This window comes from Meishania litoralis (genome assembly GCF_042611095.1).
GTDB lineage: Bacteria > Bacteroidota > Bacteroidia > Flavobacteriales > Flavobacteriaceae > Meishania > Meishania litoralis.
Genome location: NZ_JBHFPV010000001.1, coordinates 379,543 through 402,049, shown reverse-complemented (window position 1 = coordinate 402,049; position 22,507 = coordinate 379,543). Strand labels below are relative to the sequence as shown.

Sequence of the window (22,507 nt, the reverse complement as noted above, 5' to 3'; positions counted from 1 at the left end):
TTGATTTCATTCTTTTACCCGGTTCCAGATATCGAGATACATTTTCCACGCGCCCATGACTTTCTTCCAAACGACAACATATTTACCCTTCCATGTGTTGGTGGCACCATCCGCTTGTTTGGTCTTGCCCTGATAGTAACCATAATCATAGGCATAGTTTCCTAAAATATTGATTTCCGTCGGTCTGAGTTCATGGTACACCGTGGTTACGCCCTTAGGTTGTTCCCAATACTTGCGCAGGGCCTCTTGACCTTCGATTATGGATGAGTTGTTCGGGAAAATCTTTCCATCCGTGGTGTACGTATTTACTATAGCATCGAGGTCTCCGTGCATATATGCTTTGGAAAAGTTTTTGGCGGCAGTCAATATTTTCTCTTTTTCGCCCTCGTTGATATGGGAACCTCTTTTTGTGCAATCGATTTTCCATGTAGAATGGACTATTGATTCATCTCGTGAGACCCAGGCACCTTCCCAATTGAATCCGTTGCCATCAAGATTCGAAAAGGTCAATCGAAAGAAACCTTCGCTACCGTTCGGGGCTTTTTGCTCCCTGTAAAGAACAATATTCCCATTACTTTTTTTACTACCTTCCCAAACGGGCAGAACAGTGGAAGGCGCTCCCGAATTATAATAATGTACATACCATTTCGTGCTATCCGCAATGAATTGTCGAATACTTCCCGAATGTTTTCCGTCAGCCTTTAATGTTTCGTCTTGCACGGCCATTCCGTTCATGATGTATTTGAATCTCCATATCATATCTATAGGGTCGGCCCAGGTTTGATCTGCTTTTCTTGTCATCGACTTGCAGTCGCACTCACCGATCAGGGGAGCAAAATCAAATAATTCTTGGGGCGCATCCGGATTGGGCAATCCGAAGGGATATTCCGCAGAGGGTTCATATTTATATTGACAAAAACTGGAGGTCGCACAGAGAAATGCTATTAGGGCGAATACTGGTTTCATGGCCGGATAGTTTGCCTTAAAGTAAAGAAAGGTTCGCAAATCGTCGCCAGTATTAGGAACAAATTAACAAGGGCGCGTCTTTGATAGATTAGTCCTTTAAGGGTTTTTTCTTGATCATTCCGCCCTTGATGTCCTTGACCACGTTCATGACGATGAAGGCTTTTTTATCTATTTTGTCGATTTCGGTGCTAAGTTTGGCAAGTTCAAGCCGGGTAATCACGGTATATACGATCTCGTTCGAAAGCTGTTTTCCATCTATCGTCCTATAACCACCTTTACCTTGGTAAATGGTGCATGCCCTGCCTAATTTCTCGGTCAGCATGATCCTGATTTCCTCACTTTCTTGTGAGACTATGGTAATACCCATATATTCTTCGACACCATCGACCACATAGTCGACGGTCTTTGCGGCCACTAAATAGGTGAGAATGGCATAGAGCGCAATCTCTATCGATAGTAAGTAGGCACCGGCCGAGAAGATGAGAATATTGATGATCAGCAATACATCACCGACGGTCAAATGCCATTTTCTACTTAGATAAATGGCAAGCACTTCCGTTCCGTCTATGACCCCTCCTCCGCGCATGGCCATACCAATGCCCAGACCAAGAAAAAAGCCTCCAAAAACAGCGATCAGAAGTTTGTCACTGGTAATCGTAGGATAATTGATGAAATGGACGACCAAAGCCAACACCAGAATAGCTATAATGCTCTTGAGGGCAAATTTTTTTCCGATGGTCTTGACGCCAAGCAAAAGAAAAGGCATGTTCACCAGTATTAAAAGCACGCCCAATGGTATATTCGATTTGACGCGAATCAAGAGGGAAACACCAGTGGCACCGCCATCGATGAATTCGTTGGGCAATAAAAAGCCTTTTAGGCCAAAGCCCGCAGCGAAAATCCCAATGGTAATGAAAAGTAGTTCTTTGATGAAATGGGTGAATTCAACTTGGGCCGAACGTACTTCTTTGACAAGTTGTTTTTTGGAAATTTTCCCATCTCCTTTTTGGGTCTTTAGTTTGTCCTTGGCACGCCGAACAAGCAAGTATTGTAGTATGGGATTCATATATTGATTACTTTTCTAGATTTTTGTTCGGCCCGTGATAAAAATCAAGAAAGGTTTGACCTTTTATTCCCAACCGATCATAAGGTACTTGATTTTGGCCTTATCGGGAATCTGAACGGCCTCAATATTACTGCTCGAACCATATTGCAGGCTAGAAGGTAGTTCTTTTTTGTCGATGGTAAAATACATATCGCTATCTTTTAATAAGATGACCACATTGTTCATAGAGGTAATTATCTTGCGAATGGCATAGTTTTCCTTAACTTCTTTAAAGGTGCTGTTCAGACCTATACCCTTTTCCGTTATAAACCGCGGGTCTTCGATTTTGACATTTTCAATACTTGGTATACTATCGGCACTTGGCGTTAAGGTCAGGAGGTGTTTGCCCCCCTTTTCGTAAATCTTGATTTTTTTGGTGTTGTTGGACAGGTTGACCACGGTGGTGTCTTTGACGACCGAATCTTGGGCATAGATTACCTCGATGTCACGGGCCAGACTTATTTTGTCCAATTTTCCGATACTATTGTTGGTTATTAAGAAGGTAGTATCCACTTCTTTCTTGCAACCTGCGAATAATAGAAGTATGGTTATAAAAAAATACGTTTTCTTCATATTTCCTAACGAATCACTTTTTTTAGTACGCCAAGTACCCCCCTTATGAAAGTGGCACTGGTCAATACTTTTATAACAGGATTTTGTCTCGTGCTTCTTCGACTCGAGGTGCTTCTTGTGGTTGTTCGGTTACTTTCTCTTTCGGCCTGTTTTTCTGCCTTTTCTATCTTTTCGTTTAAAATTTCGTATGCACTTTCGCGATCGATGACCTCACCGTACTTTTTGACCAGTTTCGAATTTTTGATGACCGATTTCAACTCACTTTCGGTCAAAACATCCATTCGGCTCATCGGTGCGCGCATCAGTGTGGCTGCCAAAGGTGTGGGCCTTCCTTTTTCGTCCAAGGCCGACACAAGAGCCTCACCGATTCCCAACGAAGTCAGTATCTCTTTGGTATCATAATAATCCGATAACGGATAATTCTCGGCGGTCAATTTAATGGCCTTGCGGTCACGTGCGGTAAAGGCCCGTAGGGCATGCTGCACTTTCAACCCCAATTGGGCGAGAACGGCATTCGGCACATCGGTAGGGTTCTGCGTTACAAAATATAGGCCGATACCTTTTGAACGAATCAATTTGACGATGCTCTCGATCTGGTCCAACAAGGCTTTTGAGGCCTCGTTGAAAATAAGGTGAGCCTCATCTATAAAAAGAATCAATTCTGGTTTGTCGCTGTCTCCTTGCTCCGGAAAAGTGGCGTAGATTTCAGCCAATAAACTAAGCATGAATGTTGAAAATAGTTTGGGCCTATCTTGAATATCGGTCAGGCGTAGTATGTTTATATATCCCCTGCCATTTTCGTCGATTTGTGTCAAGTCGTCAACCTCAAAAGACTTTTCGCCAAAGAATAGATCGGCTCCCTGCTGTTCTAGCTCTATGATTTTACGAAGAATGGTTCCGGTCGAGCTGGTTGAAATTCGGCCATAATCCTTTTGGAATTCTTTTTTGCCAGTACCCGTTGCATATTGCAGCACTTTTTTAAAATCCTTCAGATCCAACAGGGGTAGCTTATTATCGTCGCAATATTTGAAAACCACGGCCACAATGCCCTCTTGGGTTTCGGTCAGATCAAGAATTCGCGATAACAGTACCGGCCCGAATTCTGATACCGTGGCCCGAAGTTTTACGCCATCCTGTTCAGACAGGGAAAGAATTTCGACAGGAAAACTTTTGGGTTCGAACGGAAGCCCGATCTTCGCGTGCCGCTCATCGATTTTTGGGTGTCCCGGACTTGGTTCGGCTATTCCGCTCAAGTCTCCTTTTAAATCCATCAATAATACAGGTATTCCCTTTTCCGACAAATTTTCCGCAAGTACCTGTAAAGACTTCGTTTTTCCTGTTCCTGTGGCCCCTGCAATAAGGCCATGACGGTTCAAGGTCTTCAATGGAATCTTTACAAAAGCATTGGTGACGGCCTCTTGGTTAAGCATGGCAGCGCCTAATGTGATAAAATCTCCTTTGGTGGTATACCCCTTTTCGATATGGGCAAAAAACTCTTCTTGGGCACTCATTGAAACAAATTTGGATTAAAAATAGGGATTTTTACGAGTATATCGTTCCAGACCACGGTTTGTTTCGTATAAATGCCACGAGGTGCCCCCATATGGTGAAATTGATGTTGCCATTTTGAATTTTGTGCCCTTCAGCACCTATCTTTGCCCAATGGTCAAAGATGAGGTACTGATTTTGGTGGATAAAGGGGAAATGTTGCCCTTGATGGAAGAATTCTACACGATCCAGGGAGAAGGGTTCCATAAAGGTACGGCCGCCTACTTTATTCGTGTGGGCGGATGCGACGTAGGGTGTCACTGGTGCGATGTGAAGGAAAGTTGGAACGCGGAGACACACCCTCCTACAGAAATAGTGCAAATTGTCGAAAACGCCTCAAAATACTCGAATACCATTGTTGTTACGGGTGGAGAGCCCTTGATGTGGAATATGGATCCCTTGACCGATGCGCTCAAGGCGAAGCAATTACATACCCATATCGAAACTTCCGGTGCTTATCCACTCACCGGCAAATGGGACTGGATCTGTCTTTCCCCGAAAAAGAACAAACTGCCCAAAACTGAAATATATAAAAAAGCGCACGAGCTTAAAATCATCGTTTACAACAGACATGATTTGATTTTCGCCGAAGAAGAGGCCGCAAAAGTCGGCGAGGACTGCATTTTGTACCTACAGCCCGAATGGAGCATGCGCGAAAAGGTCATCCCTTTGATCGTTGATTACGTGATGCAAAACCCGAAATGGAAAGTTTCGTTGCAGACCCATAAATACCTCAATATTCCGTAGTTTTTGAAAAATGGCGAAAACCTATCTTCCGCCATTAGCCTGCAAATCTAAAATACACTCGTTGTCGAGACCCGGCGCCGCCACAGCTCCCTTTGATGCCTTGTTTTGCAACATTTGAAGTACACTGCTACCTGAGAGCGAGCATGAAGAATGGGGTCCGACAGGATCTATGTTCTTAGCGGAAGGGGCTGTTTTGCCCGAAGTGCCGAGTTGCAGTTCAGCTCGCATGAGGCATCCTTCAACGGTACAATGATTATTGCCAATTTCATTGCCATTGTTATCTAGAGTAGTGCCTTCGTGATCATTAACCGATGGCGAACCTAAATTTACAAGACCGAACAAGTGACCGAATTCATGGTTCAGCGTGGCGATCTCGACATCGGCATTTGAAATAATAGGGCTTTGACCGGCAAGCTCTCTAACGGTGACTTCATGAATCACCATAGAAGTATTTCGATAGACGGCACCCAAGGTCACAAGTTCTTCATTCTCGTCATCATCGTCAGAGGGGGCATCGGCAAAATAAATGTACATGGCCAAAGTATTGCCCGAATTGTAAACGGTTCTATTGTCGCTTTCAAGGTCGGCAATCTCTTGTAGGGTAAGGGTCTCTTCGCCGGGCGATTCCAATTCATTATAAACGATTTCTATATTTTGCTTGAACGTATATCTCTTAATGAAATTGACAAAAGCATCCATCGTCGATGGGGTAGGTTTGAAACCAGCTACATGGCCGACTTCGATGAGCAGTTTGTCGAAACGATCGTTTGAAAGTATATCTGCTGCCGAATCACCCGTGCCCAACAAATTGGCAGACTTATCAACAGGAATCTCTTTTTCGGTATCGGTACTATTTTTTGAACAGCCGGCCAATAGCCCAAAGCACATGATCAGCGATGCTATAACATAGTTTTTCATTTGGAGGCAATTTTAAAAAGATAACGCAAAAAGCATGCCTACTAGTATTATTTAGGCGTCAATCGCGCCAAATAATCATAATGTTCGCCCTGTATTATCAATTCACAGTTCAGGGCGTTGGCGGTCGCGGCGCGCTCTAAGGTATTAAAATCACAATATAACCACCAAAACGGATCGCTTTTTTCGCCTTTATATTCCATGACAAATTCTACCTCGCCATAATAACCTTTGGTATCGGGTAACCATCTTCCACCATCTTCATCTTCATCGAACATATAAATTATGTCGCTCGAATCGACGATTACTTGCCCGTTTTGATTTATCAAGGTTTTTATATGGGATAGGAAACGATCTAAGCGATCGAGCTTTTCGGCAAGGCCAAGCCCGTTCATCAATAAAAGTACCGTGTCGAAACGCTCCCCTTTAAAATCATAAAAATTTTCTAAATGTACATTTCGTATTCCGCGCTGCCTACACGTTTCAATGGCACCTTTGGAATTGTCCAAAGCAGTGACTTCAAAATTTTCTTCTTGTAGGTAAAGGCTATGGCTTCCTGCACCACAACCAATATCCAAAATGGTTCCCCGACATAATTTCAATGCTTTTTGTTCTATGGCCGGCATTTCATGAAATCTCCTAAAAAAGTGAGGTAACGGAATTATATCTTGCTCATCGAGCGAAGAGTACGTTATGATATCTTCGGTATATTTTCCATTCTGGTAATCCAATAGGGCCATTCCCATAATATCCATATCGGGTACATTGCGTTTCAAAGTACAAAAATGCCTCTTTTATCAATTTGTTGCCTAGTTTTGATACATTAATGATTTCAAATGGATGAAATTTTAAAACAATTACCGACTCGGGCCAAGGAAAAATATGCCGAGAACCGGAAGTTTTTTAACAGGCTCAAAAAGAAAGTCCCGAAAGACTTGGATTATCTAATGCAGGAACTCCATGATGCCGAATTTCAAGATATCGATTGTTTGCAATGTGCCAATTGCTGTAAAACTACGGGGCCACTTTTCACCAATGCCGATATCGACCGCATTTCGAAGCACCTTCGCTTAAAACAGCAACAGTTCATAGATACTTACCTGAGAATCGATGAGGACAATGACTACGTTTTGCAAGAAGTGCCGTGTACTTTTTTGGGAAACGACAATTTTTGTTCCATCTATGATGTAAGGCCGAAGGCCTGTCGCGAATTTCCGCACACGGATCGAAAAAAGTTTCATCAGATCGGTGATTTGACGATTAAAAATGTATCTATCTGTCCACCGGCTTTCAATATCGTTGAACAAATGAAGAAAAGAATAGGTTAACGGGTGGTGCGGCAATACGGTCTCCAAAGAATAAAAACCTCTAGGTGTTCAATTCTATTGAACAATCAATTTCTTATTTTTAAGACATGGAAAGCATCTTGCACTATTTTGAAAACATTCCATCGGCCCACCGAAGTTTGATACTTGTCGGCGGACTCACTTTTTTTTGGATTTTGGAAGGCCTCGTACCGCTTTATAAATTCGACTACAAAAAATGGAAACATGCCTGGCCGAATCTTTTCTTTACGTTCACCACGGTATTGATCAATTTTGTATTGGCTTTTCTGTTGCTGAAAACAAGCGATTGGGTAATGGCCGAAGATTTTGGGATCATCAATTGGTTTTCTGACATGCCCTTATGGGCCTATGTCGTTCTTGGGGTTATGCTGCTTGATTTTTTTGGGGCCTATCTTCCCCATTTTGTCGAACATAATATAAAGCCCCTTTGGATGATCCATTTGGTCCACCACACCGATCATAAGGTCGATACCACGACGGCCAACAGGCACCATCCTTTTGAAAGCTTTATCAGGTATGCCTTTACCCTCTTCGGGGTTTTTATTGTCGGGGCACCGATGGGCGTTGTCATGTTGTACCAGTCACTGTCATTGGTTGCCACTCAGTTCGGGCATGCCAATATAAAACTGCCCAAAAAGGTGGATGATATCTTAAGTTGGATCATCGTTTCGCCCGATATGCATAAAGTGCACCATCATTATATGTTGCCCTATACCGACTCGAACTATGGTAATATTTTTTCCATTTGGGACAGGATGTTGGGCACCTTCATGAAGTTGGACACGAAGGTTATTGTCTATGGAGTCGATACTTTTCCTGATGAGGTAAAGAACGGTAATCTACTCGAACTATTGAAACAGCCTTTTCATAAATATAGGAAGCCTACCGGTGGATTTCAAAAAGATGTTTAATACCTCAGATATTTTTGTCTAATGGTTTTGAACCGGTTCAGGTCATCTGCCCAGGTCGCCTTGATTTCAGCCTCCGTTTTACCGGCCTCGATCAGTTGTTGTAATTTTTCGGTACCGGCGTGTCTCGTGAATCCACTGGTGTTGAAAACCTTTTTCTTGTCATCGGCATTTTGATAGGCATCGATGAGCCACATCAAGGAGACTTCGGTCATTCTGGGTATTTGCGATAGGTCTTTTCCATAGCAAAGTTCACCTTTTTGCTTTGGGTTTTTGGCCCCGAAATTGGGTTGGGGGGTGTACGTAAAATTATATTGCGTAGCATCTAGAAAGGGCGCGCCGTATCTTTGAAATTGAAATTCGGTTCCCCGTCCGGCATTGATATTGGTGCCTTCAAAGAGGCCTAGACTTGGGTATAGGTATATGGCGGTATCGTTGGGTAGGTTCGGCGACGGTCGGATCGGTAGATGGTACTCGCTTTCATGCGTCCAGTTTTCAAGAGGTATGACGGTCAAGTCTGCCTTGGTCTCACTCCGCAACCAGCCTTCACCATTGATCATTTGGGCATATTCACCTATGGTCATGCCATAGACGAGGGGTATCGGCGTCATGCCCAGAAATCCCGAATGTTCGATTTCCATAGTCGGGCCGTCAACATAATGCGCGTTCGGATTCGGCCGATCCAAAACGATTATCGGAACACCGTGCGCGGCACAGGCTTCCATGACCAATTGTAATGTGGCGATATAGGTATAGAACCGTACGCCGACGTCTTGAATATCGAAAAGAACGACGTCTATATCCGCCAATTGTTCGGCGGACGGCTTTCTATTTTTGCCATATAATGAAATCAGCGGCAATCCTGTTTTTGGGTCCGTTCCGTCGGTAACTTTTTCGCCCGCATCGGCCTGCCCCCTAAAACCATGTTCAGGGGCAAAGACTTTTTTGACATCCATTTGCAACGAAAGCAACGAGTCGACCAAATGGGTGTAACTGTCGCCGCTCTTGAAGACGACCGTAGTCTGGTTGGCCACTACCCCGATTTTTTTGCCGTTCAATAATGGTATATATTGATCGGTTCGGTTTGCCGCAACCACAATAGGCTTATTGGCATGCTGTTGCATTTCGGGTTCCTTGCCCGCTATTTCGATCTCAGGCTTCTTCGGTTGGTTTCCACAGGCCGCGACCAATAAAACCCACAATAAAACTGTATTTTTGATTCCGGATAAAATCGCCATAATTTGAATTTAGAATATTTTATAGCCAAGCGGCTTATTAAGGGTAAGGAACATAAAATTAGTATTTCCGCCCCAATAATAAAAATAGCGATTGCCGCCATTGCCTTAGGGTTGATCATGATGTTGGTCGCCATAGCTTCTAGCGAGGGCCTAAAATTGAAGATCCGCGAAAAGGTTTCGGCTTTTAACGGCCATATTCAGATTACCAATTACGATAATAATTTTTCAGATGTGTCGGTAGCCCCGGTTTCTTCGAAACAGGACTTTTACCCCAATTTTACTTCGGTCGAAGGCATCGAGCATATACAGGCCGTAGCGACAAAAGCTGGGATTATACGAACCGAGGAGACATTCGAGGGAATAATCGCAAAAGGAATTGGACCCGATTATAATTGGAAGGTATTTGAAGAATACATTGTTGAAGGGCGGCTTCCGGAATACTCGGGCGAACTTAACAATGAGGTACTTATTTCAGGGTTAACGGCCAATCGCCTGAACTTAAAGATAGGAGATTTCTTCAATACTTTTTTCCTGAAAGATGGAGATGCGTCGCAGATGCCCAATCAGCGAAGGTTCGAGATAGTGGGTATTTATGATAGTGGTTTCGAGGAAATCGATGCGCTTTATATTTTCATCGATGTCCGCCATATTCAGCGCATGAACAAATGGGATGATGATCAAATTGGTAAATTCGAGGTCTTTTTGACCGATTTTGATGCTATGCAACAAAAAGAGAATGAGATTCGCGGAAAAATAGTCGCGACTTTGGATACGCAGACCATAAGGCAAAAATATTATAAGATTTTCGAGTGGATCGGTCTTTTTGATTTCAACGTGGCGATAATCATAGGTATCATGATCATTGTAGGGGGCATCAATATGATCACCGCACTTTTGGTACTTATCTTGGAACGTACCCAAATGATAGGCATATTAAAGGCCTTGGGAACCCCAAATTGGAGTATTCGTAAGGTTTTCTTGTACAATGCCGCGTATTTGATCGCTATCGGCCTTTTATGGGGCAATGTGATAGGTCTCGGCTTTATCTGGTTACAGAACAAGTTCAAGATTTTCAAGTTTCCGAACCCCGAGGAATATTACATCGATTATATTCCGGTACATATTACCATGCCCACCGTAGTTCTTTTGAATATCGGGGTTTTGATACTTTGCTTACTGATGTTATTGGTTCCATCCTATATCGTTACGAAGATCACGCCGGTAAAAGCCATGAAATTCGAATGACCTTAAACTACTAGTTTTGAAAAGTATATGAAATACGCGAAGAACATACTCGAGACCATTGGTAACACACCCTTGGTCAAACTGAACAGGTTGACTGCTGAATTACCGTGTCTGGTGCTGGCAAAATATGAAACTTTTAATCCAGGTAATTCGGTGAAAGACCGTATGGCCCTGCAAATGATTGAAGATGCCGAAGAAAAAGGGTTGTTAAAGCCGGGTGGTACCATTATCGAGGGTACTTCGGGCAATACGGGAATGGGCCTTGCCCTGGCCGCCACGATAAAAGGTTATAAATTGATCTGTGTCATCAGCGACAAACAATCTAAGGAGAAAATAGATGTGCTCAAGGCAATGGGCAGTAAGGTCTATGTTTGCCCCACCGACGTTGAACCTGACGATCCGAGGAGTTATTATTCCACCGCACGGCGTTTGGCCGATGAAATACCCAATGCATGGTACGTCAACCAATATGACAACAAATCGAATACCAAAGCACATTATTTAAGTACGGGACCCGAAATTTGGAAACAGACCGATGGTAAGGTCACGCATTTTGTGGTCGGTGTGGGTACGGGAGGTACCATTTCCGGGGTTGGTTCTTATTTAAAGGAACAAAATCCTGATATCAAGGTATGGGGCGTCGATACCTATGGTTCTGTGTTTAAAAAATATCATGAAACCGGTATTTTCGACAAGAACGAAATCTATCCCTATGTCACCGAGGGCATCGGAGAGGACATCCTTCCAGAAAATGTAAATTTTGATATCATCGACGGTTTTACCAAGGTAACCGACAAAGATGCGGCTATTTATACCCAGAGATTGGCCAAGGAAGAGGCCATGTTCTTGGGTAATTCTGCAGGAGCAGCCATTAAAGGGGTGTTGCAGTTGCAGCAACATTTTACCAAAGACGATGTGGTGGTCGTACTATTTCACGATCACGGCAGCCGCTATGTCGGCAAGATGTTCAACGATCAATGGATGCGCGAAAAGGGTTTTCTGCCGTGAATTCCATATCTTGTAGAAAATGTTTGTTATGAAACTTATCCATTATATCGGAGCACGTTATTGCTTGGTCGCCTTGTTGGTGGTTTTGGTCAGTTCGAATTCGTCATGTATCAATGACGATGGCATAGTGCCGCCGGCCGAACAAGAAGAAGATAATGTTGTACAAGTAAATCCCGAAGATCGTTTGCCACAGGTTTCGATCAATACAAATGGCGCCCTTATCGTTGACGAGCCCAAAATAAATGCGCAAATGACCATTAATACCCCGAACGGAGTTGATTTCGAGGGTAAAATAGGAATAGAGATCAGGGGTAAGTCGTCTCAAATGTTCCCGAAGAAATCGTTCGGGTTCGAGACAAGGGATGCCGATGACGAAGATCTGGACTTATCGTTATTGGGGCTTCCAGAAGAATCAGATTGGATTTTTTATGCACCTTACAGCGATAAATCTTTGATCAGAAACAAACTCATCTATGACCTTTCGAACGAGATAGGGCGTTATGCAAGTCGAAGTCAATTTGTAGAAGTGACCATTAATGATTTCTATCAAGGCGTTTATGTTTTCATGGAGAAGTTGAAGCGGGATTCGGAGCGGATCGATGTCAACAAATTAAATGAAGACGAAATATCGGGCGAAGACCTTACCGGGGGCTATATTCTAAAAATCGATAAAGCCGACGGCCCTAGTTTCGGAACTGACTATACCGACTTCAATTCATTCCCTTCGTCATATACACCGAACAATTCCAATGCGGGCCAGTCGGTACGTTTTTTGTACGAACACCCCAAAGAAGAAGATATTACCGTAGAACAAAAGGCCTATATATCAGGCTATATGCAACAATTTGAAGATGCCCTCGCTTCTGATGATTTTGCAGACCCTTTGGTAGGGTATGCGGCATTCATAGATGCTGATAGTTTTATCGATTTCTTCTTGCTCAACGAACTTGCGAACAATGTTGACGGCTACCGTTTGAGTACCTTTCTGCAAAAGGATAAAAATGGAAAATTACAAATGGGGCCTATTTGGGATTTTAACCTTGCCTTTGGAAATGCCGATTATTGCAGCGGTGGGGAGACGAATGTATGGGCATATAAGTTCAATGAACGATGCCCTGGAGATTTTTGGCAGATACCGTTTTGGTGGGATAGACTTTTGCAAGACCCTGCGTTCGTAAATCAACTGAAAGAACGCTGGAACACTTTGAGATCTGGACCTTTTTCGCAAACTTCGATACACGCCAAAATCGATGCCGATATCGCCATGTTGACCAAAGCCGGTGCGATAGGCAACAATTTTAATACATGGAGAATTCTGGGCACTTATATTTGGCCCAACAATTTTGTTGGAAGCAGCCATGACGAAGAAGTTGATTATTTGAAAGGCTGGATAAATGATCGATTGACTTGGCTTGACGGAACTATCGAGGCGCTTTAGGGAAAATGATTTCATTAAAAATTAAAGATCGGTGGGCAAGAGTAGATAATGGCGAGTTGATAGGTTATTCTGTCGATGGCCATGAATTTATGCATCAAAAGGGAAGTCCAGGTTGGCGTAATACCGATACCGAAATGTTTCCGATCATAGGGCCGACGGCCGAAGCCGGTTTCCAAGTACAAACACCAAAAGGGACAGCCGTTCAGGATCAACACGGATTGCTTCGTGAGATGCCCTATGAATTGATATCGCAATCGGAAACCCAAGCGACATATCTTAAAAAGTATAAAGCTGGTAGCAGAGTAGTGAATTCAAAATACCCTGAGAAATCAGATGAAAAAGAACTTTTTTGGCCCTACGACTTCGAGTTTGAAAAACGGATACGGATTTTGGAAAGTGGACTTTCCGTGAGTTTTAAAATTAATGCCGAAAATGGAATGCCCTTTATGTTGGGGTACCACCCTGCTTTTCGATTGTCGGTTAAAAATCCCAACGTAAAAGCCAATGGTAGGAGCATTTCGTTAGCGGAAGTTTTAGCTGTAGGCAGTCGGGCATTGCACGTACCTGATTGCAATGAAATTGTATTGAGCGATGCAAAACGGTTGCGTATCAAAACCGAAGGGTTCAAAAGTTTCATGTTATGGACGGAAGTCCCCAATATGGTATGCATCGAACCCATCACTTTTTATCCCTATGCCGTCGAACAGCGGAATTTGCACCAGGGTTTCCAAACTTTGGAAAGTAGTTCGGCGTCGTTCAAGGTGACGATTTCCCCGGAATAAATCCGTTTCGAAACCGGCCAATACGTATTGTTGTATTTTTATGGGGCGTTGAATACCTTTTATTAAAACGCATAGTATGAAACCGATATGGCTAAAATAATCTTTAGACACGGGGGTAATGAACATTTTAGTCGTCAAAGGTTACATGTGACCAAATGAAAGCGATAAAAATAAACACATGAAAAAGATACTTTTACCATTGTTACTAACCATTGGTCTAACTCTAAATGCTCAGGAGGTTATGGATGTATTACCTTATGCCACGATTCCCGAAGTGCCCAAAGACTATACCGCGGGCACCGTTGTTTCACGTATGATAGATGGACTCGGATTTCGCTATTATTGGGCGACGGAGGGAATCACCGAGAACGATTTTGATTACCGGCCAAGTAATGAAGGGCGAAGTATTAGGGAAACGATGGAACACATATATGCTTTATCGAATATGATAGCGAACAGCGCGAAAAAAATACCGAACGACCGCACCGTCAGCATTGAAGTTCCGCCCGTTCAGGATCTTCGAAAATTGACCTTGCAAAACCTGAAAACCGCCAGTACTGTTTTTAAGCAAGCAACCGATTTATCGGAGCATTCCATTGTTTTTAAGAGTAAAGAGGGTTCGGCCGAATTTCCTTTTTGGAACCAAATCAACGGTCCGATTGAAGATGCCGTCTGGCACGCTGGCCAATTGGCCGTTTTGCGCCGTTCGGCAGGCAACCCCATGGACCCCAAAGTCAATGTTTTCTTGGGTAGGCTAAATGATTAAATGCCTTGTCAATGGAAGTATTTATGTTAAACTTTAGACGTCGTTTTAGCGGAACCCATTTTTTGCTTTTTGGATTGATTTTCTTGGTTTGTTGCAAGGCGGAGACATCGCAAAAAAAGAACTCTTCAAAAAGAGTAACGGTAGATACCCGCATAACTGCCTTGCCCAGAACGGTCAAATCTCCAGAAAACAATCCTGCGACATTCGAGAAAGAGACATTGGGAAAATTACTTTTTTTTGACCCGGTACTTTCCGGTAATAAAGATGTCGCCTGTGCCAGCTGTCATCATCCAAGCACCGGGTACGCCGAATTTCTCGATCTATCCATAGGGCCCAATTCGCAAGGCCTCGGCAGTAAACGCGGTTTCAAAGTTCCGAATGACATTCCGTTTGTCAAGAGAAATGCACAGACAGTTGTCAATTCTGCCTTTAATGGTATCGATGCGTCGTATAGATATAACCCTGAAGATGCCACGATGTTCTGGGATGGCCGAGCAAAAAGTCTCGAAAAACAAGCCCTTGAACCCATTAAGGCCTTCGAGGAAATGCGCGGACATGGATTTAATGAGGATGATATTTTGGAAGAGGTGGTAAATCGACTGGAAGAAATTCCGGAGTATCGAAAATTATTTAAAGAGGCCTTTGGTAGTGGGCCAATAACCATTGATAATATGGCCAAGGCCATTGCTGCCTTTGAGCGTACACTGGTTACGAACAACTCGCGTTTTGATAAATATATGCGTGGAGATGATGACGCAATCTTATTGTCTGAAAAGGAAGGTTTTGAGCTTTTTAAAAAGGTCGGATGTGTAAATTGTCATAACGGGCCTATGTTTTCAGATTACAAAATGCATGTACTGGGCGTGCCCGAAAACAGTAAATTGGGTTATGTCGATGGAGGGGTTATGGATACCTTTGCTTTTCGGACCCCTACCTTGCGAAACCTTCGTTTTACTGCACCTTACATGCACAATGGGAGCTTTCAGAATCTCAAAAGGGTATTGGAATTTTATGAGGATATCTCAAACGGAAAAAGTCGTAATATCAACATACCCCCGGCAAATTTCGACCCTTTGGTACGTGAACTCAAACTTACGGTCAAGGATATGTCTTTGATCATTTCTTTCTTAAATACGTTGAACGATGAAAATTTTGACCAAGAGATTCCCGGTTTCGTTCCCAGCGGTCTTCCTGTTGGAGGAAATATTCATTGATTTCTTTAATATGAACAGGCCGAAGGGTCTGATTTAATGTAGTAAGTCTTGTAGTTTTTCGCCTTTGGATCCGTACAACCTTTTAGGTTTTTGATTTTGATGTTGCGAAAATCAATGGGCTGCCCCTCGCTTTGTAATGCGACAAAACCCTCTTTCAACCGTTTTCCGTCGACTTTGATCGCTGGGTCATAACCGTTGGCAACCCCGCCACCGATCTGTGGTCTGGTGTATTGCAGTACAGGTTTGCCATTGATGACATGGGTGATGAGCGAATCACCTAAAATAATGGCTTCGGCTTTTACCCATTGATCGCCGTAAAGGGTCTCTGAAGTTGAATTGATACAATGCCTTGGATCTATTTTTCCCTCATAAACGACATCGGTGCCCGGGGAGCACATATTGCCGGTGGGGCGTTCTTCTCGTTCGTTGATACCTGCCAAAAATTGCATTTCCACAGAAATGGGCCAATCTTGTTCCTTCAGCATGCTTCTAGGATCCTGTGAATGGAACATTATACCACTATTTAGCAAGGTATAACTTGGTGCGCCGGGGTGTAATTCGCCCACAAACCGGTATTCAAGGGAAACATGATAATATGAGTAAGGGGTATTAAAGTATAAATGTCCGAAGCGATCATTGAAATCACCCTCATATTGGTCATAGCGCACTTTGATCAGTCCATCTTCGACACGAAAGGTCTCGCCATAATTATTGCCCACTTCATAGTGGTGGATTTTGGTGGTCCAGTCATTGATATCCTTTCCGTTGAAGATGGTAATCCATTCTTCATCCATGGTATTTATGGGCTTTTTGCTGGTTTTGCACTGAATGGTCATTAAAATAATGGATGCAAAGAGGCTTAGTTTCAAAAGCGCATGTATCACTTTCATATTCGCGTGTTTATGCGCTGAAGATACAATATGTTTCGAAAGAGTAGCAATGCGGAACAGGATCAAGAGCGTTAGAGCTTATGTTTTGGTTTTTGCCTTACCTTTGGTCAATGCAGAGGTTTTTCCCATTTTTACAATGGTTGCCGCATTATAATAAAGTGTGGTTTTCAAAAGACTTGGTCGCCGGCCTTACAGTGGGTATCATACTTATCCCTCAAGGAATGGCCTATGCCATGATAGCTGGCCTTCCGCCTGTCCATGGCCTGTACGCTTCACTGATACCCGTTTTGGTCTACTCATTTTTGGGGTCTTCAAGACAATTGGCGGTCGGCCCTGTGGCAATGGATTCACTTCTGGTAGCGGCCGGTCTGGGCACCTTGGCGATATCGGGCATCGAGAATTATATTTCCACAGCTTTGTTCTTGGCATTTTTCGTCGGTGCTATTCAATTGGTATTGGGACTTTTTCGAATGGGATTTTTGGTCAATTTTTTGTCAAGGCCGGTCATTAGCGGATTCACTTCCGGGGCGGTCTTGATCATCATCTTTAGTCAGTTAAAGCATCTTTTGGGCACCGATATCGAAAGAAGTGGTCAATTTCATCACCTGGTGATCAATGCATTCGAAAAAATACAGGACACCAACCCTTTTGATCTAGCTATCGGGCTTGTCGGAATTCTGATTATTGTGGCGACAAAAAAATGGAACCGAAAAATACCTGGAATCTTGATTGCCGTGGTGTTAGGCATTTTAGCGGTATTTCTTTTGAAGCTTGAATCATACGGGGTTCATATTGTAGGAAACATACCGAAGGGGCTACCCTCGTTCGAAGTACCCGATTTTAGTGTGAAGAACATAACGAGTTTGTGGCCCATGGCCTTGACATTGGCGTTGGTAGGTTACCTTGAGGCCGTATCCATCGGTAAGTCCGTTCAAGACAAAACCGGAGTCGAAACCATTGACAATGATCAAGAGCTGATTGCCTTGGGGGGCTCGAACATGGTAGGTTCTTTTTTTCAGGCCTTCCCCGTGACGGCAAGTTTTTCACGTTCGGCCATCAACTTCGAATCAGGGGCGAGAACGAATTTGGCGGCCGTAATCAGCGTTATGATGGTTGTACTGGCCCTCGTTTTTTTAACGCCCTTGTTCTACTACCTTCCCAACGCGATATTGGCCAGTATAATAATGGTTTCTGTTTTCAGCCTTATCGATGTCGGTTACGCAAAGAGCCTTTGGAAGTATCGTAAGGATGAATTTTTTGTTTTGTTGGTGACTTTTTTGGCTACCCTGTTCGTAGGTATAACACAGGGTATTTTGCTAGGCGTACTCTTTTCGCTTTTGTTGATGGTGTACCGCACATCAAAACCACATTTTGCGGTCTTGGGCAACGTCAAGGGCTCGGACCATTATAGAAATATCGATCGCTTTGAAGATGAGATATTGACACGAGATGATCTGCTGATCGTACGTTTTGACGCGCAATTATATTTTGGGAACGCGGCCTACTTCAAAAAGCAACTTTTTAAGTATGTCCAAACTCAGGAGACTTCTTTAAAAGGTATAATCTTGAATGCCGAAGCCATTAATTATATTGATTCGACTGCTGCACAAATGTTGATCAAAGTTATACATGAAGTCCATCGTCGGGGCATACAGTTTTACATCGCCGGTGCAATTGGCCCTACCCGCGATATTATTTTTAGCAGCGGTATTATCAATGCGTTGGACAGGGAATTTCTGTTTGCCCAAACCAAAGAGGCGGTTGCTTATTTTGATGATCCGAACAGCGTATCCGTCGTGGGCAGTAAAGTTGCGTACCAGAATAAAATTCGGAAAGACTGACGTTTCATAGAATTTTTATGGCCTACCCCTAATAGGGTTATATGCGTAGGATGACTATCTTGTAGGTTATTTCCGAAAGAGTTAAAAAAAATTCCTAAAAAATTAACTTTTCTGTAACATTTTCGTTTTTATTGCGTCTATATGAATATAGGCCGATATAGATTTATTTGGCTTAAGACAGATTCTCTAGAAAAAAGATGTTTTTTGAATCATTAGGGATTCATTATATCAAATGAAAATGGACTTTCTTTGGACATATGGAATTTTGGCCGTGGTCATGGTCGCGGTTTGGCTGGTTTTCATTATCCGTATGTACAAAAAAATGAATAGATAGTCTTTTCGGCCAGAACTAGATTCTTTTCTTTCAATAATGGACACTTGGCCGGGTTTTCTGATTTTTGTCATATTATTACGTCACTTTCCACCTTACTTTTAGACCTTTAAAAGAATCCTATGAGCATGTTTCAAACTTTACCCTTGGTCAATTGGAGTAATGGAATCATTATGATCGTTGTCTTTGCGCTGGTATGCATTGGCTTGGTCACGGCACTGGTTCTGTTTATGAGAAGTGGCAAAGAGGAGTAATATTTTTTTAGACCTTCTTTGACTTTAGATAAGATTTGCCGTAGTATCGGAAATTGAAAGAACTTTATCGGGGTGCCTGTTCACATACGCACGTATGATACCGTTCGCCTCTACGGTGTCTTTCTGTGGTTTTAGAAAAGGATCTAGATCTTCAAAAGTAGATATCTGTTGGGAATTTTCGATAAATCCATATCCCATATAGGTGTCATTTTGAACCAGTACGAAGGCGGTTTCGCCATGGTTTCGACCCCTTTCCTTTATAACAAAATGTTCTTTGCGCAACTGCATGTGGGCAATAGCTGCGTCAACACTTTGGTTATATTGGGAAGAAGACTCTATTCCGCGACAGATGCCATTGCATTGTGGTATTCTATAATGGGAACAGGAAGTTATATTTTCTTGTAAATGGCAGTATTTGGCACATAATCCAAAATTCTTGCAGATTTCCTCAAGATAAAGTCGGCAATCGGTCATGTTGGTAAAGGTGATCAAGGCATTTGGTGCCAGTTTTGCTTTGTTGAAGGCCAGGTGTTGAACACCATTTCGGTCCTCATAGCTAAAAATGGCATACTGCTGCAAAGTTCTTTTTTGGGCCCTATTGTATTCTGGGTAATGCTTTTTGATCGCATTTGACTCCATCAAAAGGGCGAGCAGTTCACTGCCCGAGAGTTCAAAATCGATGTCAGCGGTTATACGGCACATATGTACCTCTTTGGTCGACTTATCGTAAAAATGTCCTAGAACACGTTTTTTTATGTCAATGGCCTTTCCAACATAAATAATCTTGCCCTTTGAGTCTTTGAAATAATAAATTCCGGGTTGTGAGGGCAGTTTTTCAAATGCTGCCTTTGGTAGAGAAGGGGGAAGGGTGGCCTCTTGCGATCGGGCATTTAAAAAAGATTTGAATACTGCTGATGCGCCTTCGGTGTTCAATAGCTTTTTGAACAGCAGAACGGTCGCCTGTGCATCGCCCCGCGCCCTGTGACGTTCGGTCAACGGTATACCCAATGCCGAACATAGTTTACCAAGGCTATACGAATGGTAACCCGGAATCAATTTTCTCGAAAGGCGAACCGTACATAGTTTCTTCAGGGTAAAATCGATACCGATGGCCTTAAATTCGTTTTTGATGACATTGTAGTCGAAGTTTACACTATGTGCGACGAAAATAGTGTCTTTCATAAAATCAATGATTTTCTCAGAGATTTCATGAAATTTAGGTGCATCTCGAACCATAGTGCCATCGATTCCGGTCAGTCCTGTTATAAAATAAGGTATGGCGCATTCAGGATTCACCAAAGAAGTGAATTCATCAACAATGTCGGTTCCATCAAACTTAAAAATGCAGATCTCGGTAATCTTATTGCCTTTGATGCCGTTGCCCGTGGTCTCTATGTCAACGATACTGTAATTAATGTCCTGTTTTTTTTAGAACCTTAAAGTTAGGGCAAAATTGGAAATGCCCTTATACAATTTCATAGAATGAAAAAATGGCTGCCTATTTTCGAATAGACAACCATTTATAAACTAAAACTAACTCAAATGATCTTATTTGGGCAATTAAAATAAGAACGTTGTTTAAATATACGATTAAGAATGATGATAAGCTAATAGTCAATGGTCAAAAACTGATATTTTTTTGTCAAAGACAAAAGGAAAGGAAAAATATGGGCTGAAATCAGTCGCCTGATGAAGACTTACTCATTTTGGCCATCTGTCATGCACATACTTTTAGGGTTTCGTTGAAGAGTTTGTCTTCGAATGATTAATTTAGTCCGAGCTTCAATCTAATTAGTATGCCAAAAGAGTCGCGGTTGTTTTTTTTGTGGTTTTTATATGCTTTACCGCTATTCGTTGTTTCATGTACTGAAAAGAAGGAACAAAGTTTGGAAACAGTTAAATATCCCAACATTATCTATGTGTTGGCCGATGATTTGGGATACGGGGATATTCATGCTTTTAATTCCGATGGAAAGATTCTTACGCCATCTATCGATAAGCTGGCGGCAGCGGGCATAAAATTTACCGACGCCCATACTTCTGCGGCAGTATGCACGCCGACGAGGTATGGTATAATGACGGGTAGGTATAATTGGAGAAGCCCGTTGAAATCAGGGGTCTTGACCGGTGTTTCCAAAGCCTTGATTCCGAATTCGAGAACAACGGTCGCCTCGCTTTTAAAGGGGGCGGGTTATAAAACCGCTTTTATCGGAAAGTGGCATCTTGGTTGGGATTGGGCGTTGAAGGCAGGTGATAGTGTCGGGGGTGAGGGTTGGAGCCCTGCCGACTATGCGAACATCGATTTTTCAAGACCCATATCGAATGGCCCTGAAACATTGGGTTTTGATTATTCGTATGGGCATTCGGGTTCCCTTGATATGGCGCCTTATGTTTACGTTGAAAACGGTATGCCTACAACCATACCTGACACTGTTACAGTTGACACCGGAAAATACACTTGGTGGCGTGAAGGCCCTACCGGGAACGATTTTAAACATGATGACGTAACCCCGAATTTTTTCAGGAAATCTTTTGAGTATATTGAGGAACAGGCAAATTCTGCGGACCCGTTTTTTTTGTATTTGGCGTTGCCATCGCCGCATACCCCCATACTTCCTACGGAGCAATGGCTCGGAAAAAGCGGTTTGAACCCCTATGCCGATTTCGTGATGCAGATCGACGATTATATGGGGCGGTTGGCCCAAGTTTTGGATGAAAAAGGAATTGCCGAAAATACGATCGTGATCTTCACCAGTGACAACGGATGCTCGCCCCAGGCCGATTTTGAAATCTTGGGTGCCAAGAACCATGACCCCAGTGCTATATATCGAGGCCATAAGGCCGATATATATGAAGGTGGGCACCGCGTTCCCTTTATTGTGAGATGGCCCGATAAGATTCGACCGGGCAGCGTATCCAACAAAACGATTTGTACGACCGATCTTATGGCTACTTGTGCCGATCTAATAGGGGTCCCCTTGAAAGACAATGAGGGCGAGGATAGTTTTTCATTGATGCCCCTTTTGATGGGTACTGATTCTGTAGAGTACAAAAGGGAAGCTACGGTACATCATTCCATCAATGGAAGCTTTGCTATTCGAAAGGCTAATTGGAAACTGGTTTTTTGTCCCGGTTCTGGAGGCTGGAGTGACCCGAAACCTGATTCAGAAGGCATTCGAGACCTACCAAAGTTTCAATTGTTCGATTTGGATGTGGACCCGGAAGAAAAAAATAATCTGTACGCTGATCATCCCGAAAAAGTGAAGGCATTAAAGCAGTTGATGGTCTCGTATATCGAGAACGGCCGAAGTACGGATGGTAAAAACCAAAAAAATGATCTTGAAGCTTTTGGTTCAAAAAATTGGAAACAGTTATTGGTCTTTGAGGAATAA

General features: G+C 43.0%; 21 protein-coding genes. 12 read left to right on the top strand and 9 right to left on the bottom strand.

What is annotated here, in order from left to right; translation table 11 throughout:
* Positions 1-6: 6 nt before the first annotated feature.
* From ACEZ3G_RS01820 to ACEZ3G_RS01805, 4 genes are all read right to left on the bottom strand, one after another.
* On the bottom strand, positions 7-966 hold the full coding sequence (locus ACEZ3G_RS01820; protein WP_432423770.1) for a YybH family protein: 960 nt from the start codon (positions 964-966) through the stop codon (positions 7-9).
* An 88-nt stretch (positions 967-1,054) separates the two neighbouring features.
* The gene (locus tag ACEZ3G_RS01815; RefSeq protein ID WP_432423769.1) at positions 1,055-2,032 is read right to left on the bottom strand and encodes a YitT family protein; all 978 of its coding nucleotides are present in this window, start codon (positions 2,030-2,032) and stop codon (positions 1,055-1,057) included.
* 63 nt (positions 2,033-2,095) lie between these two features.
* Positions 2,096-2,644, bottom strand: coding sequence for a hypothetical protein (locus ACEZ3G_RS01810; RefSeq protein WP_432423768.1), 549 nt, complete (start codon positions 2,642-2,644; stop codon positions 2,096-2,098).
* 5 nt (positions 2,645-2,649) lie between these two features.
* Positions 2,650-4,155 carry a helicase HerA-like domain-containing protein gene (locus tag ACEZ3G_RS01805; RefSeq protein ID WP_432423767.1) on the bottom strand — a complete coding sequence of 502 codons (1,506 nt, stop codon included), beginning with the start codon at positions 4,153-4,155 and terminating at the stop codon, positions 2,650-2,652.
* 151 nt (positions 4,156-4,306) lie between these two features.
* Between ACEZ3G_RS01805 and ACEZ3G_RS01800 the strand changes: the two genes are divergently transcribed.
* Positions 4,307-4,939, top strand: coding sequence for a 7-carboxy-7-deazaguanine synthase QueE (locus ACEZ3G_RS01800; protein WP_432425134.1), 633 nt, complete (start codon positions 4,307-4,309; stop codon positions 4,937-4,939).
* A gap of 21 nt (positions 4,940-4,960) precedes the next feature.
* Here the strand turns inward: ACEZ3G_RS01800 and ACEZ3G_RS01795 are convergent, their stop codons facing one another.
* Complete coding sequence (locus ACEZ3G_RS01795) at positions 4,961-5,857, bottom strand: hypothetical protein (protein WP_432423766.1); 897 nt, start codon at positions 5,855-5,857, stop codon at positions 4,961-4,963.
* Positions 5,858-5,904: 47 nt separating this feature from the next.
* The gene (locus ACEZ3G_RS01790; protein ID WP_432425133.1) at positions 5,905-6,609 is read right to left on the bottom strand and encodes a class I SAM-dependent methyltransferase; all 705 of its coding nucleotides are present in this window, start codon (positions 6,607-6,609) and stop codon (positions 5,905-5,907) included.
* 81 nt (positions 6,610-6,690) lie between these two features.
* Between ACEZ3G_RS01790 and ACEZ3G_RS01785 the strand changes: the two genes are divergently transcribed.
* Both ACEZ3G_RS01785 and ACEZ3G_RS01780 read left to right on the top strand, forming a co-directional pair.
* Entirely contained in the window at positions 6,691-7,182 is a 492-nt protein-coding gene (locus ACEZ3G_RS01785) for a YkgJ family cysteine cluster protein (RefSeq protein WP_432423765.1), read from the top strand.
* Between the two features lie 86 nt (positions 7,183-7,268).
* Entirely contained in the window at positions 7,269-8,111 is an 843-nt protein-coding gene (locus ACEZ3G_RS01780; protein ID WP_432423764.1) for a sterol desaturase family protein, read from the top strand.
* Here the strand turns inward: ACEZ3G_RS01780 and ACEZ3G_RS01775 are convergent.
* Positions 8,108-9,346, bottom strand: a complete 1,239-nt coding sequence (locus ACEZ3G_RS01775; protein WP_432423763.1) for an exo-beta-N-acetylmuramidase NamZ family protein — start codon at positions 9,344-9,346, stop codon at positions 8,108-8,110. The genes ACEZ3G_RS01780 and ACEZ3G_RS01775 overlap by 4 nt on opposite strands.
* Positions 9,347-9,349: 3 nt before the next feature.
* Between ACEZ3G_RS01775 and ACEZ3G_RS01770 the strand changes: the two genes are divergently transcribed.
* The 6 genes from ACEZ3G_RS01770 to ACEZ3G_RS01745 all read left to right on the top strand — a co-directional run bounded on the left by ACEZ3G_RS01770 (position 9,350) and on the right by ACEZ3G_RS01745 (position 15,799).
* Entirely contained in the window at positions 9,350-10,591 is a 1,242-nt protein-coding gene (locus tag ACEZ3G_RS01770) for an ABC transporter permease (RefSeq protein ID WP_432423762.1), read from the top strand.
* A 27-nt stretch (positions 10,592-10,618) separates the two neighbouring features.
* Entirely contained in the window at positions 10,619-11,599 is a 981-nt protein-coding gene (locus ACEZ3G_RS01765) for a PLP-dependent cysteine synthase family protein (RefSeq protein WP_432423761.1), read from the top strand.
* A gap of 28 nt (positions 11,600-11,627) precedes the next feature.
* Positions 11,628-13,037 carry a CotH kinase family protein gene (locus ACEZ3G_RS01760; RefSeq protein ID WP_432423760.1) on the top strand — a complete coding sequence of 470 codons (1,410 nt, stop codon included), beginning with the start codon at positions 11,628-11,630 and terminating at the stop codon, positions 13,035-13,037.
* A gap of 5 nt (positions 13,038-13,042) precedes the next feature.
* Positions 13,043-13,819 carry an aldose 1-epimerase gene (locus ACEZ3G_RS01755; protein ID WP_432423759.1) on the top strand — a complete coding sequence of 259 codons (777 nt, stop codon included), beginning with the start codon at positions 13,043-13,045 and terminating at the stop codon, positions 13,817-13,819.
* A 178-nt stretch (positions 13,820-13,997) separates the two neighbouring features.
* On the top strand, positions 13,998-14,585 hold the full coding sequence (locus ACEZ3G_RS01750; protein ID WP_432423758.1) for a DinB family protein: 588 nt from the start codon (positions 13,998-14,000) through the stop codon (positions 14,583-14,585).
* 11 nt (positions 14,586-14,596) lie between these two features.
* A complete protein-coding gene (locus ACEZ3G_RS01745) occupies positions 14,597-15,799 on the top strand; it encodes a cytochrome-c peroxidase (protein ID WP_432423757.1) in 1,203 nt (400 codons plus the stop codon).
* Positions 15,800-15,804: 5 nt separating this feature from the next.
* Here ACEZ3G_RS01745 and ACEZ3G_RS01740 read toward each other — a convergent pair whose 3' ends face one another.
* Positions 15,805-16,689, bottom strand: coding sequence for a 3-keto-disaccharide hydrolase (locus tag ACEZ3G_RS01740; protein WP_432423756.1), 885 nt, complete (start codon positions 16,687-16,689; stop codon positions 15,805-15,807).
* A 110-nt stretch (positions 16,690-16,799) separates the two neighbouring features.
* Between ACEZ3G_RS01740 and ACEZ3G_RS01735 the strand changes: the two genes are divergently transcribed.
* The gene (locus ACEZ3G_RS01735; protein ID WP_432423755.1) at positions 16,800-18,530 is read left to right on the top strand and encodes a SulP family inorganic anion transporter; all 1,731 of its coding nucleotides are present in this window, start codon (positions 16,800-16,802) and stop codon (positions 18,528-18,530) included.
* A gap of 453 nt (positions 18,531-18,983) precedes the next feature.
* On the top strand, positions 18,984-19,115 hold the full coding sequence (locus tag ACEZ3G_RS01730) for a hypothetical protein (RefSeq protein WP_432423754.1): 132 nt from the start codon (positions 18,984-18,986) through the stop codon (positions 19,113-19,115).
* A gap of 24 nt (positions 19,116-19,139) precedes the next feature.
* On the opposite strand, the gene ACEZ3G_RS01725 is transcribed toward ACEZ3G_RS01730, so the two are convergent.
* Positions 19,140-20,531, bottom strand: a complete 1,392-nt coding sequence (locus ACEZ3G_RS01725) for an exonuclease domain-containing protein (protein WP_432425132.1) — start codon at positions 20,529-20,531, stop codon at positions 19,140-19,142.
* A gap of 470 nt (positions 20,532-21,001) precedes the next feature.
* On the opposite strand from ACEZ3G_RS01725, the gene ACEZ3G_RS01720 reads away from it, so the two are divergent.
* Positions 21,002-22,507, top strand: coding sequence for a sulfatase family protein (locus ACEZ3G_RS01720; protein ID WP_432423753.1), 1,506 nt, complete (start codon positions 21,002-21,004; stop codon positions 22,505-22,507).